Raw genomic sequence first — 14,836 nt, forward strand, 5'->3', positions numbered from 1 at the left:
GTCGCCGGGCGTTCTGCGGCTTCCGCAGCGTGCGATGACGGCCGGTGGTGGAGATGGGGGGAATTGAACCCCCGTCCATCGCTGAGATTCCACGTCTTCTCCGGGCGCAGCCTGTGAAAGCGCTCTGCTCGGCCCCGACTCTTGCCACAGGCACCTGAGTCGACGGGCCCAGCCTGAAAGAGTCCCGCACGTCGCTCAGGCGACGACGCGCAGCAAGTTCCCTAGATGACGTCAGTGACCGGGGCGGGAACGAACCCGGACTGACGGACTATCGAGCTCGCTTAGGCAGCGAGGGCGAAGTCAGACTGCTTCTTATTGGCAGTTATTTGTTCGCAGGGGGCGTTCACGAGATAACCCTGCATCCTCGGCCCGCTTCTCGTGGGCACACAGGCGATGTCGAAACCGATCATCCCCATGTGACGTCGAACGGATTCGACGGACCTTCATCGCACGCTGTGGAGTTTCCAAGAGTCGCGACCCGTTCGCAGGACGAAGGGGTGCGCGGCCTTACAGTCTAGAACAGGCGACACCGCTCCGCCATTCCCAGACCTCGAGCGGATGCCTCGTGGAGGACCAAATGGCCACCGTCATCGCCGTTCGCGGCACCGCAGAAGAACGCGTCGACCCCGAGCTCGCCGCCGTCACGCTCACGATCGGGGTCTCCGAGCCCGAACGCGACACCGCGCTCGCCCGCACTGCCAGGGCGCGCGAGCGCCTCCTCGCCGAGGTTCGCGATCTCGAGGCCGCCGGGGCGCTCGACACCTGGTCGGCGGGTCAGCTTCGAGTGTGGTCGCACCGCCCGTTCAACAACGAGGGCCGGCAGTTGCCGCTCGTGCACCAGACCAGGTCAGAGGTCGAGATCGTGTTCAGCGACCTCGACCGGCTCGGCGAATGGGTGAGCCGGGTCTCCGACGGCGAGGCCGTCGACCTCGACGGCATCGACTGGCGCCTGCCCGAGGCGACCCGCCGGCGCGTGCAGGAACTCGCGCAGCGCGCCGCGGTCGCCGACGCCATCGCGAAGGCGCGCGTCTACGCGGCCGCCCTCGGGCTCGGTGCGCCGACGCCGGTGGAGCTCGCCGACACGGGACTCCTCACGGCCCAGCCGCTGCCGCCCGCACCGCGCGGCGGCATGAAGATGGCGATGGCCGCCTACGACGGCGGAGGCGCGGGGTCGGGCACCGAGTTCGCACCCGCCGTGCTCGTCGTCGAAGCCTCCGTCGAGGCGCGATTCCACGCCGAGGTCCGAACCGGCTGAGGCGCCGCCCGCGGCTCAGTCGCCGTCGATGAGCAGGCGTTCGAGACCGGCGAGGTCGCCGAGCCCGAGCCCTGACGCGAGCAGGTACTCGCGCACCGACCCGTGCGCGCGCTCGACCGTGTCGAGCACGCCCTCGATCGCCTCCCGCGGGCTCCCTCCCATCAGGGTGCGCAGTTCCGGGGTGTCGGGCACGCCGTACTTCGCGATGACCGCGACCATGCCCTCGAGCCATTCGCCCGCGAGGTTCGCCTCGGTCCTGGCGTAGTCGTCGATCACGGCCTCGCGGTCGACGCCGACGGCCAGGAGCGCGAGCGCGACGACGATCCCGGTGCGGTCCTTGCCCGCGGTGCAGTGCACGATGACCGAACGCTCGCCCGCACTCGCGATCTCGCGCAGCGCCGCGACCACGACGCCCGCATGCTGCGTGACGATGCGGTCGTACAGGGCTTCGAGCGAGATGCCCGCCATGCCCTGCGAGGCGCCGGATCCCTCGAACACCGGCAGCCGCAGCACCTCGACGTCGAGCCCGTCGAGGTCGTCGGGCATCGAGCGGGCCTCGTTGTCGTCGCGCAGGTCGATCACGATGCCGACGCCGAGCTCTCGCAACTCGGCCTTGCCGGCGTCGCCGAGCCGGAACAGCCCGTCGGACCGGTAGAGCACCCCGTCGCGCACCCGGCCCGTGCGGGCGGGCAGTCCGCCGACATCGCGGAAATTGTACGTGCCGGGAACGGGGATGCGCATCGACGTCTTCATCGCGACGAGCCTACCTCCGGCGGCCGAGCGGGTCACCCAGGCTCGACCCGGCTCACTCGCCGAGGTGCCGGCGGCTCGCCATCGCGCGATCCGCCTCGCGCTTGTCCTGCCGCTCGCGCAGCGTCTGCCGCTTGTCGTACTCGCGCTTGCCTCGGGCGACCGCGAGCTCGACCTTCGCGCGGCCGTCGCTGAAGTAGATCGAGAGCGGGATGAGCGTGTAGCCCCCCTCTTTGATGCGGTGGCTGATCTTCACGATCTCCTGCTTGTGCAGCAGCAGCTTGCGCTTGCGCCGGGGCGCGTGGTTGTTCCACGTGCCCTCGGTGTACTCGGGGATGTGCACCGCGTCGAGCCACATCTCGCCGCCGTCGATGAACGCGTACCCGTCGACGAGCGACGCCCGCCCCTCGCGCAGCGACTTCACCTCGGTGCCCTGCAGCACGAGCCCGGCCTCGTAGGTGTCCTCGATGAGGTACTCGTGCCGCGCCTTGCGGTTGGTCGCGACGACCTTCTGTCCGCGTTCCCTGGGCACGGTGATCTCCTTGCGAATCGAGCTGACACTGACGGATGCCTCCGGCCGATGCCGGGCGAGCCGTTCAGTCTATCCGACTCAGACGCGCAGGTACCGCCTGATCGCGATGCCCGCCGAGACGGCGGCGAGCAGTACCCCGACCACGACGAGCAGCGGCATCACGAGCAGCGCGTCGCCGTTGTCGACGAACGTGAGCGACAGGTTCTTCGCCAGGTAGCCCTGCACGAAGAAGTGCACGATCGCGACGACGGCGCCACCCGCGAGGAGCGACCCGACGAGCCCGGCGAAGACGCCCTCGAGCACGAACGGTGTCTGGATGAACCGGTTCGAGGCGCCGACGAGCCGCATGATGCCGAGCTCGCGCCGCCTCGAGAACGCCGACAGCCTGATCGTCGTCGCAATGAGCAGTGCGGCGGCGACGAGCATGATCGCCGCGATCGCGATCGCCGTGTAGCTCGCCGCGTTGAGCGCGTCGAAGATCGGATCGAGGTAGCGGCGCTGGTCGACGACCTGTTCGACGCCCGCCATGCCGGCGAGGCTCTCGACGATGACGTCCGACTGCGACGGGTCGATGAGGTTGACCCAGAACGCCTCGGGCAGCACGTCGGGGGTCACGTAGTCGGCCGACGGCGTGCCCTCGAACTGCTTCTGGAAGTTCTCGTAGGCCTGCTCGTGGTCCTCGAAGTAGAACTCGTCGATGAAGGGCTTCAGCGTGTCGGACTTCAGCTGCGCCTCGACGGCCGCCTTCTGCTCCTCGTTGGCCTCGCCGTCGGTGCAGCCCGCGGCCGTCGACATCGAGGTGCACAGGTACACCGCGACCTGGGCGCGGTCGTACCAGAAGCCCTTCATCTGGGCGATCTGCAACTGCATGAGCGCGGCGGTGCCGACGAACGTCAGCGAGATGAACGTGACGAGCACCACGGAGACGACCATGGTGATGTTGCGGCGAAGTCCGTTCGCCGCCTCGCGCAGGACGAGCCCGATCCTCACTTCGTCGGCCCCACTTCCTGGTCACTGTCGCCTTCTCGCGGGCCTCCCGGCGCCCTGAGCCCCAACCGTTCGGCGAGGGTGAGCGGGGCGGATGCCTCGCCCGGGGCCTTCTCCTTCGGCACGAGCTTCTCGGGGTCGACCTCGATGGCACCGGTCGCGGCCTTCGTGATCTCGGCAGCGGCCTCGGTGACCTCGTCGGTCGCCTCGGGCTCGACGTAGAGGGGCTCGGCGTCGCGCATGACCTCGGCCGTGACCTTGGGTGCGGCCGCAGTGGTCGCAGCCATCGTCGCGGCCGGCTGCGCCGTCTCGGACGCCTGCGCCGACTCCGGAGGGACGGCGGCGGCGACGCGTTCGGCGTCGGTCGCGACATCCTCGACGGCCTCGCCACCCTGTTCGGGGACGTACTCGACGTCGCGGACGGTCTGGCCGTCGTAGCCGGCGCTGCGCTCGTCGCGCACGATGTCGCCGGCCGACAGCTCGATGACGCGGCGGCGCATCTGGTCGACGATGCCGGCCTCGTGCGTGGCCATGACGACCGTCGTGCCGCCCGCGTTGATCCGCTCGAGGAGGGTCATGATGCCCGCGCTCGTAACGGGGTCGAGGTTGCCGGTCGGCTCGTCGGCGAGCAGGATCTGCGGCTTGTTGACGATCGCGCGTGCGATCGCCACGCGCTGCTGCTCGCCGCCCGAGAGCTCGTGCGGCATGCGCTTCTCCTTGCCGTCGAGGCCGACGAGCTTCAGCGTCTCGGGTACCGCCGACTGGATGAAGCCGCGCGACTTGCCGATGACCCGCAGGGTGAAGGCGACGTTCTCGAACACCGACTTGTTCGGCAGCAGCCGGAAGTCCTGGAACACGACGCCGAGGTCGCGGCGGAAGTACGGCACCTTGCGGGTGGAGATCTTGCCGAGGTCCTGGCCGAGCACGTGGATCTTGCCCTTCGTCGGCTTCTCCTCCTTGAGGATCAGACGGAGGAAGCTCGACTTGCCGGAGCCCGATGCGCCGACGAGGAACACGAACTCGCCCCGCAGGATCTCGACCCCGATGTCGTTCAGGGCGGGCCTCGATTGGCCGGGGTAGGACTTGGTGACGGAGTCGAAGCGGATCATCGTGTTCGAGCCTAGGCAGGCGGCACCCAAAAGTGGGCAGCGACACCGGAAATCGGTGCCGCCGCCCACTCGATCGGGACGACCGGCCCGGTCAGACGCCGAGGAACCCGACCACGAGGTAGCCGGCGAGGCTCAGCACGGCCGCGATCGCCGCGTACGGCAGGATCGCCGTCATCAGGTTGAGCGGCTTGATGCCGGTCGAACGCGACGCGAGGATGATGCCGTCGCCGTAGAGGCACGTCGTCGAACCGAGGGCGGCGCCCGAGAACACCGCGGCCCCGGCGATGATCGGGTTCACGTCCATCGCGAGCGCGAGCGGGATCACGATCGGGGTGATGACGGCGGCGAGGTCCCAGAACGACCCGGTCGCGTAGGCGTAGACGCCGCAGACGAGGAACACCATCGCCGGCAGCAGCGCTCCGATCATGACGGGCTCGGTCGTGGCGATCACGAAGTCGGCGAGCTTCAGGTCGATGTTCATGTGCTGCACCATGAACGCGAGGGCGGTGAGCACGATGACGAAGAGCATGCTGCCGACGCCGTCGAAGGCCGCGTCGAACACGCCCTTGATCTTCAGGCGGCGCTGCACCGTGTACATGACGATCGCGACGACGAGGGCGGCGACCGTGCCCTTCAGCACGTCGACCTCGGTGAGGATCGTGACGGCGATCATGACGGCGATCGGCACGAGGAAGTTCCACGGCCGGGGCTTCGCGATGTCGGGGGCCCGGGTTGCGACCGCGACCGGCGCGGCGGCGACCGCGCGTCCGCCGTCGTCGCCCGACGCGGCGAACTCGCCGACCTCGGCATCCGCCGGCAGCACGCCCTCGGCGAGGCGCTCCTCTTCGGTCGTGCCGGCCGGGAACACGTCGCCCGTGGTGTCGGCGCGCTTCGCGTCCTTCTTCAGCGCCCCGAGCCGCGGGAAGACGCCGAAGGCGACGAGCGCGGCGATCACGAGCGCGATCCAGCCGAAGAAGATGTAGGGGATCGCCTGGAGGTAGGCGCCGAAGCCGGAGCCGTCCACGGTGACGCCCTGCGCTTCGAGGAGACCCGCGAAGAACAGCGCCCAGGTCGAGAACGGCACGACGACCGCGATCGGCGCGGCGGTGAGCTTCATGATGGTGCCGAGCTCGGTGCGCGGCACCCTGTACCGGTCGGTGACGGCCTTCATCGAGGTGCCGACCGTGAGCACGTTGAGGTAGTCGTCGACGAAGAGCACGATGCTGAGCAGGAAGCTCAGCACCGTCGACTTGCGCCGCGAGTTCACGAAGCGCTCGGCCCAGGCGGCGAACTCGCGCACGGCGCCCGAGCGCTCGAAGAGCGTGATCAGGATGCCGAAGAGCACGACGACGAGCATGAGCCACTGCAGGGTCTCGTCGGCCATCGCGGTGCCGAAGTAGCCGATCCAGGAGTCGAAGAAGCCCCAGCCGCCGAGCAGCACGGCACCGACGAGCGTGCCGCAGAGCATGGCGAAGAGGGTGCGCCGGGTGAGCACCGCGACGAGCAGGATGATGACGACGGGGAGGAGCGCGAGCGCGCCGACGTCTTGCATGGTTGCCTCGGATTCGAAGGGGGTCAGGCGGCGGATGCCGCGGTCAGGGGTCGCCCGTCGACGATCGTCGTCAGCACGGGCAGGTCGAGCAGGTCGTCCGCTCCGACGGCGATCGGGCTGTCGGCCCAGACCACGAGGTCGGCACGGTACCCCGGCGCGATGACGCCGAGGTCGTGGTCGCCCTGGGCGAGCGCCGCCCACACGGTGTAGCCCTGTAGGGCCTCGTACGGCGTGAGCACCTGGTCGGGCTCGAACACCGGGGCGTCGGGATTGCCGGGCTCGCGGCGGAGCCGCGCCCAGGCGAGGCCGATGCGCGCGTCGGTCTGCGCCACCGGCCAGTCGGAGCCGAGTGCGACGGGCGCCCCGGCGTCGATCATGTCGCGCACGCGCCAGCCGAGCGCCGCACGCTCTGGGCCGAGCCGCTCGGCCCAGAAGTCGGAGCCGTCGGCCTTGCGCCACTGCATGTGCAGCGGCTGCACCGAGGCGGTGATGCCGGTCTGGGCGAGGCGCGCGAGGTCGCGGTCGGCGAGCAGTTCGAGATGCTCGATGCGGTGCGGGGCGCCCTGGGCCGACTGCACGCCCGTCTTCAGGTACGCGTCGATCGTCGTGCCGATCGCGCGGTCGCCGATCGCGTGGGTCGCGATCTGGAATCCGGCGGCGGAGTAGCGGGCGACGACGCGCTCGAACTCGTCGGGGTCGGCCCAGAACGAGTGGAGGCCCTCGCCGTGCGTGTCGGGCTCGTAGAGCCAACCGGTGCCGGTGTCGATGACGCCGTCGTTGAAGAGCTTCACGAGGCCGCCCCGCCAGCGCCGGCCGCGGCGGTCGCGCTGCGCGAGGTGGTGCTGCGTGCGCTCCTCGTCGTAGCCGGGGTTGTGCGCCATCGCCGAGACGATGCGCACGGGGAGCAGGCTTCGCGCGTCGCGGTCGTCAGGGGCGGCGGATGCCTCGCCGTCGAGTTCGTCGAGCAGGTCGAGGGTGCCCGGGTTGCCGTCCATGATGCAGCCGCCCGTGATGCCCGAGGCGGTGAGGCCGCCGAGGATCTCGCGGACCCGCTCGAGCGTCTCCTCACGGGTGTACTCGGGCGCGGTGCGCAGCACGATGTCGAACGCCGAGTCCTCGCGGAGCGCGCCCGTCGGACGGCCGGACTCGTCGACGACGATCTCGGACGTGTCGCCGAACGTGCGGGCGCCCGTGATGCCGGCCCGGCGCATCGCCTCGGTGTTGGCGAGCGCCGTGTGCCCGTCGAAGAAGAGCAGGAACGCCGGCGCCCCGGCGGTCGCGTCGTCGATCGCCGCGGCGGTCATCGGCAGGGTCGAGAACACGTCGTAGTCGATGTTCCAGCCGCGCACCCAGCCGCCCGCGGTGCCGCCTGCCACGCGCGCGGCCTCGGCGCGGAGCAGTTCGAGGAACCGCTCGGGGTCGCGCACTCCCCCGAAGTCGATGCCGACCGCGAGCTCGACGCCCTGGATGGGGTGCATGTGCGCGTCGATGAGGCCCGGCGTCACCGAGGCGCCGCGCAGGTCGTCGACCGTCGTCGCCGGTCCGCGGAGCTCGGCGAGCGTGGCGGCGTCGCCCACCGCGAGGATGCGTCCGCCCCGGATCGCGATCGCCTCGGCGACCGGCTGGCGCGGGTTCATCGTGATGACCCGGGCCCCCACGAGAATGGTGTCGGCGAAGATGCGCTGCATGCTGCTCGTTTCCGCGCCGTCGCCCTCGTTGGCCGGCTGCGCAATTTAACGTGATTAAATTCGGGCACACGTTACTCCGCGCCTGCCCGCACGACCAAATCGACGACCCACGACCGACGACCGAAGGAGAGAGCCCGGTGAGCCCGTCCCCGACGAAACGCACCGCCGGACGTCCCCGTACGCCCGTGCTGAGCGCCGAGCAGATCGTCGACGCCGCGTTCAAGCTCGCGAAGACGGCCGGCCCCGAGGGCTTCACGATGGCGGCCCTCGCCCGGTCGCTCTCGGTGCACCCGCCTGCGCTCTACCACTACTTCCGCGGCAAGGCCGACGTCGTCCGCGCGATGCGCGGACGACTCGCCGACCTCCTCGACGTGTCGGGCTTCGAGTCCGACGAGGTGCCGCTCGCCGAGGCGGTGGCCCGGTGGGGCAGCTCGTACCGTTCGGCGATGGCCGCCAACCCCGCGGGCATCACCCTGCTCGCGACCACGCCCATCGACGGGCAGGCGCGCTCGGTCGCGAACTACGATGCGATCACCGGGCGACTGCTGCGCGAGGGCTGGCGCGCCGACGGCGTCGTCGACGCACTCGTCGCGCTCGAGTCGTTCATCATCGGGTCGTCGCTCGACGCGCTCGCACCCGCAGACATCATGTCACCGGGCGACGCCGCGGCGGACGCGCCGCAGTACGCCCACGTGGAGTCGCTGCGCTCGGCCGCGGCGTCGGCGCGAGGCATCCGCCCCACCGATCGCTCGTTCGAGCTTGGACTCGCCGCGCTCGTCACCGGCCTGCGGGCCGAGCTCGCAGACGACGAGGCCGGCCGAGCCGACCCGTCGGGCGCGGCGACGTCGGATCGTGGCTAGTCGTCGTCCTTGCGCTTGCGCCACTTGATGCCGGCGGCGATGAGGCCGTCGAGGTCGCCGTCGAAGACGGTGGCGGGGTTGCCGACCTCGTACCCGGTGCGGAGATCCTTCACGAGCTGCTGGCCGTAGAGGAAGTACGAGCGCATCTGGTCGCCCCAGCTCGCGGTGATCGTGCCGGCGAGCTCCTTCTTCTGCGCCGCCTCCTCCTCTTTCTTCAGCAGCAGGAGGCGGGTCTGCAGCACGCGCATCGCCGCGGCGCGGTTCTGGATCTGCGACTTCTCGTTCTGCATCGAGACGACGATGCCGGTGGGGAGGTGGGTGATGCGCACCGCCGAGTCGGTCGTGTTGACCGACTGACCGCCGGGGCCCGAGGAGCGGAAGACGTCGACGCGGATGTCGTTCTCGGGGACCTCGACCTCCGTCGCCTCCTCCATGACCGGGATGACCTCGACCGCGGCGAAGCTCGTCTGGCGCTTGTCGGCGCCGCCGAACGGGCTGATGCGGGCGAGCCGGTGGGTGCCCGCCTCGACCGAGAGCGTGCCGTAGGCGTAGGGGGCGTCGATCTCGAACGTCGCCGACTTGATGCCGGCACCCTCGGCGTACGAGGTGTCGAGCACCTTCACCGGGTAGTCGTGCCGCTCGGCCCAGCGCAGGTACATGCGCATGAGCATCTCGGCGAAGTCGGTCGCGTCGTCGCCGCCGGCACCCGAGCGGATCGTCACGACCGCGCCGCGATCGTCGTACTCGCCGTCGAGGAGCGTCTGCACCTCGAGGTCGCCGATCGTCTTCTGCAGGGCGGCGACCTCGGCGCGCGCCTCGGCGGCCGAGTCCTCGTCCTCCATCTCATTGGCGAGATCGATGAGCACGTCGAGGTCGTCGAGCCGCTGCCCGACCTCGGTGATGCGCTTCAGCTCGGACTGGCGATGGCTGAGCGCGCTCGTCACCTTCTGGGCGTTCGCGGTGTCGTCCCAGAGGTCTGGAGCGCCCGCCTGCTCGGAGAGCTCGGCGATCTGCGCCTCGAGCGCGTCGACGTCGATCACGGTACGGATGTCGCCGAAGGTGGCGCGCAGCGCCGCGATCTCCTGCGAGAGGTCAAGTTCCAACATGGCGCCCTCCAGCCTAGTCGGCTGCGGGGTGGATGCCTCGCGCCGGCGCCTCAGACCCAGGAGCGCCGCACGGCCTCGGCACCGAGCTGCATGCGGCTCGTGACCCCGGCCGTCTCCATGAGCTCGGCCACGCGGCGCTGCAGGGTGCGCAGCGAGATCCCGAGCTGCGAGGCGGCGCCCGCATCGGTCACGCCGAGCAGCAGCAGCCTGAGGAGGTCGCGGTCGATGTCGTCGGAGGACGGTGCCGCGGCGATCGGCAGGAACTCGGTGGCAGAGCGCCAGTACTCCTCGAAGATCGAGATCACGAGGTCGAGCAGGCCGCTCGGGTGGATGAGCAGCGCGCCGAACCCGCGATCCTCCCCCTGCGAACGCATGGGCACGAGCGCCATCTGGTCGTCGGCGATGAACATCCGCGTCGGCAGCGTCGGCAGCACCCGGATCTCCTCGCCGATCTGCGCCATCTCGCGCGCGACGGCGAGCCATCCGGGGCGCTCGAGCACGCCGCTCTCGACGATCACCCGGTAGCGCACCCCGCGTTCGAGCGCGCGGTCCTCCTCGACGTTCTCCTCGCCGCTCAGCAGGGCGACATCGTGCAGCACGAGCGCCCGCACCTGCTCGGTCGACGCCGCCTGCAGCTGGGCGACCCGCTGCCGCACGGAATCGTCGCCGATGACGACGTCGACGACGTCGGCCACGCTCCGCTGATCCGCCGAGCGCCGGTAGAGCTCGCCGAGCTCGACGAGGGCCTCGTGCGCGCGGGTGAGCCCGCGCTCGCGTTCGAGCAGCAGCGGGCGGAGCGAGATCGACGGCGGCGACGCGACGAACCGGTCGCGGTTCGAGCCCTGCCGTGCGAGCAGCCCGAGGCCCTCGAGCTCGGTCGCGATCGAGCGAACGCGCGGCACCGACATGCTGAGCATCGCGCCGATCTCGGCGGTCGACGCAGACGGCTGCTGCAGCACGCACCGGTACACCGCGGTGTGCGCCGCGTCGAGCCCGAGCGCCTCGAGCACGTTGACCTCCTCGCCCGCCCGACCGTGGCGGATCATGGCCATGGCGGGACTCCGCCACCACTTTAGGCGAGCGGGCGGCGAAGGTGGGAGACGGAATCCCCTACACCGAGAGGCTCGCGCATGTCACGACCCCAACCCTTCGGTCGCCGTCTGCTTCCGATCGTCGCCGCCACGAGCGGCCTGGCGATCGGCATCGCAGGCGTCGGCCTCTCATCCCTGCCGGCGGCCGCCGGCCCTGCGTCCGGCGTTCCCCACGCCAGTGCGGCCGCCGGCAGTGCCCACACCGTCACGCTGATCACCGGCGATCGCGTCACGGTCACCGACCTCTCCGACGGTACGCACACCGTCTCCGTCGACACCGCCGTCGACGGAGCCGGCGTGCAGACCTTCGAGACTGGGGGCGACCTGCACGTCGTCCCGCAGGGTGCGATGCCCTACCTCGCGTCGGGAGCGCTCGACGGCGACCTGTTCAACGTGACGAAGCTCATCGAGTTCGGCTACGACGACGCGTCGGTCGATGCGACCCCCGTCATCGTCGAGCAGGACGGCGCAGCCGCCCGCACGTTCGCCGCGCCCGTGCCCGGCCTCGAGGTGCGGGCGCAGCTCGAGAGCATCGGCGGGGCCGCGGCGACGCTCGGGCACGACGACGCGGCATCGGCGTGGCAGGCGCTCACCGCGCCGAGCGGGGCGGCCGCCCGCAGCACCTCGGCGGCGCCGTCGCTCGCCGACGGCATCGAGACCATCCACCTCGACGGCAAGGTGAAGGCGTCGCTCGATTCGAGCGTGCCCTTCATCGATGCCCCCGAGGCCTGGGCCGAGGGGTACACGGGCGACGGCGTCACGGTCGCGGTGCTCGACACCGGCTACGACGACACCCACCCCGACCTCGCGGGTCGCGTGCTTCCCGCGTCGAAGAGCTTCGTGCCCGACTCGGACGTCGCGACCGACGTCAACGGGCACGGCACCCACGTCGCCTCGACCATCGCGGGCAACGGCGCCGCGAGCGGCGGCACCCACCGCGGCGTGGCCGACGGCGCCGACCTGCTCGTCGGCAAGGTGCTCGGCGACGACGGCTACGGCCAGGACTCGTGGATCATCGAGGCGATGGAGTGGGCCGGGCAGAACGCCCCGATCGTCTCGATGAGCCTCGGCTCGATGGAGGCCTCGGACGGCGAGGACCTCATGGCCGAGTCGCTCAACCGCATCGCGGACGAGACCGGCGCGCTGTTCGTCGTCGCCGCAGGCAACGCCGGAGCGGCCGAGACGATCGGTGCCCCCGGCTCCGCCGCCGAGGCGCTCACGGTGGGGTCGGTCGACGACCCGTCGGGCGACCTGTCGTGGTTCTCGAGCCAGGGGCCGCTCACGCGCTCGGGTGCGCTGAAGCCCGACGTGACCGGCCCCGGCAGCGACGTCACCGCCGCCCGATCGGCCGACAGCGCCGGCTCGGGCGACTACGTCGCCATGAGCGGCACCTCGATGGCGACCCCGCACGTCGCCGGCGCTGCGGCGATCATCAAGCAGCGGCATCCCGAGTACACCGCCGACCAGCTGAAGGCGGCGCTCGCGAGCACCGCGGTCGACCACGGCCAGACGCCGTACCAGGGCGGAGCGGGCGTCATCGACGTCGACGCCGCCCTCGACGCCCCGGTGATCGCCGCCGGCTCGGGCGACTTCGGCATGCTCCGCTGGGGCGAGGAGCCGACGCCCGTCGAGCGCACGGTCGAGTACACGAACCGCACCGACGCGGAGATCACGGTCGCGCTCGAGGCGACGCTGAACGACACGACCCCCGGCGGCGGAGTCGACCCGGGCCCGCTCTCGGCGGGCATCGCGTTCGACGCCCTGACCCTCGACGTCGCGTCGCTCACGATCCCGGCGGGTGAGACCCGCTCGGCGACCATGACGGTCGACCCGGCCGTGGTTCCCGCGGGAAGCCAGCTGTCGGGCGCGCTCGTCGGCACGGTCGACGGCCAGCCGGTCACCCGCACGGCGCTCGGCACGATCGCCGAGGCGGAGCGCTACGACCTCACCATCACGGCGACCGACTTCGACGGCGAGCCGACGGCGACCTACGCGTACCTCTGGAACCCCGCCACGCAGTTCGCAGAGCCCGTGTGGGTCGACGGTGAGACGACGCTGCGCATCCTGAAGGGCGACTACACGCTGATGTCGTTCATGGAGCTGCAGCGCACGCCCGACACGCTCGCGAGCGTCATGGTCGGCGAGCCGACGCTGCACCTCGACGAGGACAGCACCGTCGCGCTCGACGCGCGCACGACCGAGCAGGTCACGCTCGACGTCGGCGAAGACGGGCTCGACCCGGTGTTCCGGCGCATGGACATGAAGGTCGACGACTTCCTCGCGAGCGCGATGATGCCGATCTGGACCGACGAGATGTGGGCGCAGCCGATGACGGTCGACGACGCCGACTTCGACTTCACGACCCGGTGGCGCCTGCAGAAGCCGTTCCTCGAGGTCACCGCGGGCAAGCACCAGCTCGACGTGATCGTGCCCGGCGGTTCCGCCCTGCTCGACGGCTCGCTGAAGGCCACGGCGGTCGACGCCGGCACCGGCACGCCGGAGGAGCTCGCCGCAGCGGGTGCGGCCGGCAAGGTCGCCGTCGTCACGCGCACCGCCGAGCGCTCGGCCTCGCAGCAGGCTGCCGACGCGGCCGCCGCCGGAGTGAAGCTGCTCCTTCTCGCGAACGACCAGGACGCCGAGTTCAACGCGTGGGTCGGTTCCGAGACGGACTTCTCGGACGTCGCGATCCCCGTCGCGACCATCAGCGGCATCGAGGGCCGCGAGCTCGTCGCCCGGATCGCGAAGAACAAGAAGCTGACGGTCTCGGCGAACGGGACGCACTACTCGGACGTCGTCTACGACATCGCGGAGTACGGCGACGGCGAGATCCCGTCGGACCTCGCGTACACGCACTCGAAGAAGGACCTCGCCCGTATCGACACCCGCTTCCACGGACAGCAGGAGGAGCTCGCGGAGTTCCGCTACGACTTCGTGCCCGGTGCCCAGTACGGCAGCGGTTTCCCGATGATCGCCCAGCGCGGCATGGATCGCACCGAGTGGGTCAACACCGAAGGACTGCGCTGGAACCAGTGGGTCGCCGTCAGCTCGGTGCTGTGGGAGATCCGCGACATCCAGCACACCTACGAGCCCGGCGAACGCACGTCGGCCGAGTACTTCGGCGGCATCGTTCGCCCGTACGTGGCGACCGGGTTCTGGGTGCCGTACCGCGTCTCGGATTACGCGCAGATCAACGTGCCCAGCTGGGCCGACGGCGGCAGCGCCGATCGCACGGGCACCTTCGACACCTGGGTGGAGCCCTCGACCGTGAAGCAGACGACCGACGTGTACTTCGACGGCGAACTGGTCAAGCAGGCCGAGCATCAGGGCGTGAACGTCTACGACCTGCCCGACGGCGAGCAGCAGATCCGCGTGGTGAGCACCGCGACCCACGACGGCTCGCACCTCGAGGGCTCGACGAAGACGGTGAGCGACTGGACGTTCACCTCGGAGGGCAAGCTCGGCGACTGGACCAACCGGCTGCTGCCGATGATCCAGGCGTACTACGACCTCGACGTGAACGCCGCGAACGAGGCCGGCGACGGTCGCCGCAAGGGCACCGGCATCGCGCTCGGCCTCGAGCTCGGCCACGTCGCGGGCTCCGCGCCGGCCGGCGCGATCACCGAGGCGACGCTCGAGGCCCGCGCCGCCGGCGGCGACTGGGTCGAGGTCGCGCTGCAGCCCGCGAAGACCGATGCCCCGACGGGTGCGGTCGAGGGCGACGGCGACGTCTTCGTGAAGAGCCGCGCCTGGGTGAGCGGCTACGCCGCGAAGGTGCCGGTCGCCGACAAGGGCGGCTGGGTCGACCTGCGGGTGACGGCGAAGGATGCCGCGGGCAACACCTTCTCGCAGGAGATCGACCGCGCGTTCGAGGCCGCGCCCGCGAAGGGCGTTCGCTGAACTCACTCC

Annotated in this window: 11 protein-coding genes and 1 other RNA gene; 3 read left to right on the forward strand and 9 right to left on the reverse strand. The window is 70.7% G+C overall.

All coding sequences use genetic code 11. The annotated features are described in order from the left end of the window. Window positions 1-45: 45 nt before the first annotated feature. Window positions 46-414, reverse strand: a transfer-messenger RNA (tmRNA) gene (gene ssrA, locus ACWGPE_RS17640). A gap of 163 nt (window positions 415-577) precedes the next feature. Here ssrA and ACWGPE_RS17645 point away from each other — a divergent pair. Then, window positions 578-1,255 carry an SIMPL domain-containing protein gene (locus ACWGPE_RS17645; protein ID WP_452049176.1) on the forward strand — a complete coding sequence of 226 codons (678 nt, stop codon included), beginning with the start codon at window positions 578-580 and terminating at the stop codon, window positions 1,253-1,255. Window positions 1,256-1,270: 15 nt separating this feature from the next. Here ACWGPE_RS17645 and ACWGPE_RS17650 read toward each other — a convergent pair whose 3' ends face one another. From ACWGPE_RS17650 to ACWGPE_RS17675, 6 genes are all read right to left on the reverse strand, one after another. Then, window positions 1,271-2,008, reverse strand: coding sequence for a tyrosine-protein phosphatase (locus tag ACWGPE_RS17650; RefSeq protein WP_231430625.1), 738 nt, complete (start codon window positions 2,006-2,008; stop codon window positions 1,271-1,273). A 52-nt stretch (window positions 2,009-2,060) separates the two neighbouring features. Next, window positions 2,061-2,537, reverse strand: coding sequence for an SsrA-binding protein SmpB (gene smpB, locus ACWGPE_RS17655; RefSeq protein WP_231430624.1), 477 nt, complete (start codon window positions 2,535-2,537; stop codon window positions 2,061-2,063). Window positions 2,538-2,615: 78 nt separating this feature from the next. Next, the gene (gene ftsX, locus ACWGPE_RS17660) at window positions 2,616-3,527 is read right to left on the reverse strand and encodes a permease-like cell division protein FtsX (protein WP_231430622.1); all 912 of its coding nucleotides are present in this window, start codon (window positions 3,525-3,527) and stop codon (window positions 2,616-2,618) included. Next, the gene (gene ftsE / locus ACWGPE_RS17665; RefSeq protein ID WP_231430621.1) at window positions 3,524-4,633 is read right to left on the reverse strand and encodes a cell division ATP-binding protein FtsE; all 1,110 of its coding nucleotides are present in this window, start codon (window positions 4,631-4,633) and stop codon (window positions 3,524-3,526) included. The genes ftsX and ftsE overlap by 4 nt, the downstream gene beginning before the upstream one ends. 91 nt (window positions 4,634-4,724) lie before the next feature. Then, complete coding sequence (locus tag ACWGPE_RS17670) at window positions 4,725-6,185, reverse strand: Na+/H+ antiporter NhaC family protein (protein WP_231430620.1); 1,461 nt, start codon at window positions 6,183-6,185, stop codon at window positions 4,725-4,727. 23 nt (window positions 6,186-6,208) lie between these two features. Next, window positions 6,209-7,873, reverse strand: a complete 1,665-nt coding sequence (locus ACWGPE_RS17675; RefSeq protein WP_452049177.1) for an amidohydrolase — start codon at window positions 7,871-7,873, stop codon at window positions 6,209-6,211. A gap of 137 nt (window positions 7,874-8,010) precedes the next feature. Here ACWGPE_RS17675 and ACWGPE_RS17680 point away from each other — a divergent pair, with 137 nt between their 5' ends. Next, a complete protein-coding gene (locus ACWGPE_RS17680) occupies window positions 8,011-8,733 on the forward strand; it encodes a TetR/AcrR family transcriptional regulator (protein WP_452049178.1) in 723 nt (240 codons plus the stop codon). Here the strand turns inward: ACWGPE_RS17680 and prfB are convergent. Both prfB and ACWGPE_RS17690 read right to left on the reverse strand, forming a co-directional pair. Then, window positions 8,730-9,839 (reverse strand): peptide chain release factor 2, encoded by a 1,110-nt coding sequence (gene prfB / locus ACWGPE_RS17685; protein WP_231430615.1) that lies wholly within the window; start codon window positions 9,837-9,839, stop codon window positions 8,730-8,732. The two genes, ACWGPE_RS17680 and prfB, sit on opposite strands and share 4 nt — an antisense overlap. A gap of 50 nt (window positions 9,840-9,889) precedes the next feature. Beyond that, entirely contained in the window at window positions 9,890-10,891 is a 1,002-nt protein-coding gene (locus ACWGPE_RS17690; RefSeq protein WP_231430614.1) for a transcriptional regulator TrmB, read from the reverse strand. A gap of 78 nt (window positions 10,892-10,969) precedes the next feature. Between ACWGPE_RS17690 and ACWGPE_RS17695 the strand changes: the two genes are divergently transcribed. Beyond that, the gene (locus ACWGPE_RS17695; RefSeq protein ID WP_452049179.1) at window positions 10,970-14,827 is read left to right on the forward strand and encodes a S8 family serine peptidase; all 3,858 of its coding nucleotides are present in this window, start codon (window positions 10,970-10,972) and stop codon (window positions 14,825-14,827) included. Window positions 14,828-14,836 lie beyond the last annotated feature (9 nt).

Source organism: Agromyces sp. NPDC055658 (genome assembly GCF_053618155.1).

Bases quoted from the DNA above. Each gene is read 5' to 3' on its own strand.
- ACWGPE_RS17645 (WP_452049176.1), top strand. From the start codon at position 578: ATGGCCACCGTCATCGCCGTTCGCGGCACCGCAGAAGAACGCGTCGAC.
- ACWGPE_RS17650 (WP_231430625.1), bottom strand. From the start codon at position 2,008: ATGAAGACGTCGATGCGCATCCCCGTTCCCGGCACGTACAATTTCCGC.
- ftsE (WP_231430621.1), bottom strand. From the start codon at position 4,633: ATGATCCGCTTCGACTCCGTCACCAAGTCCTACCCCGGCCAATCGAGG.
- ACWGPE_RS17670 (WP_231430620.1), bottom strand. From the start codon at position 6,185: ATGCAAGACGTCGGCGCGCTCGCGCTCCTCCCCGTCGTCATCATCCTG.
- ACWGPE_RS17675 (WP_452049177.1), bottom strand. From the start codon at position 7,873: ATGCAGCGCATCTTCGCCGACACCATTCTCGTGGGGGCCCGGGTCATC.
- prfB (WP_231430615.1), bottom strand. From the start codon at position 9,839: ATGTTGGAACTTGACCTCTCGCAGGAGATCGCGGCGCTGCGCGCCACC.
- ACWGPE_RS17690 (WP_231430614.1), bottom strand. From the start codon at position 10,891: ATGGCCATGATCCGCCACGGTCGGGCGGGCGAGGAGGTCAACGTGCTC.
- ACWGPE_RS17695 (WP_452049179.1), top strand. From the start codon at position 10,970: ATGTCACGACCCCAACCCTTCGGTCGCCGTCTGCTTCCGATCGTCGCC.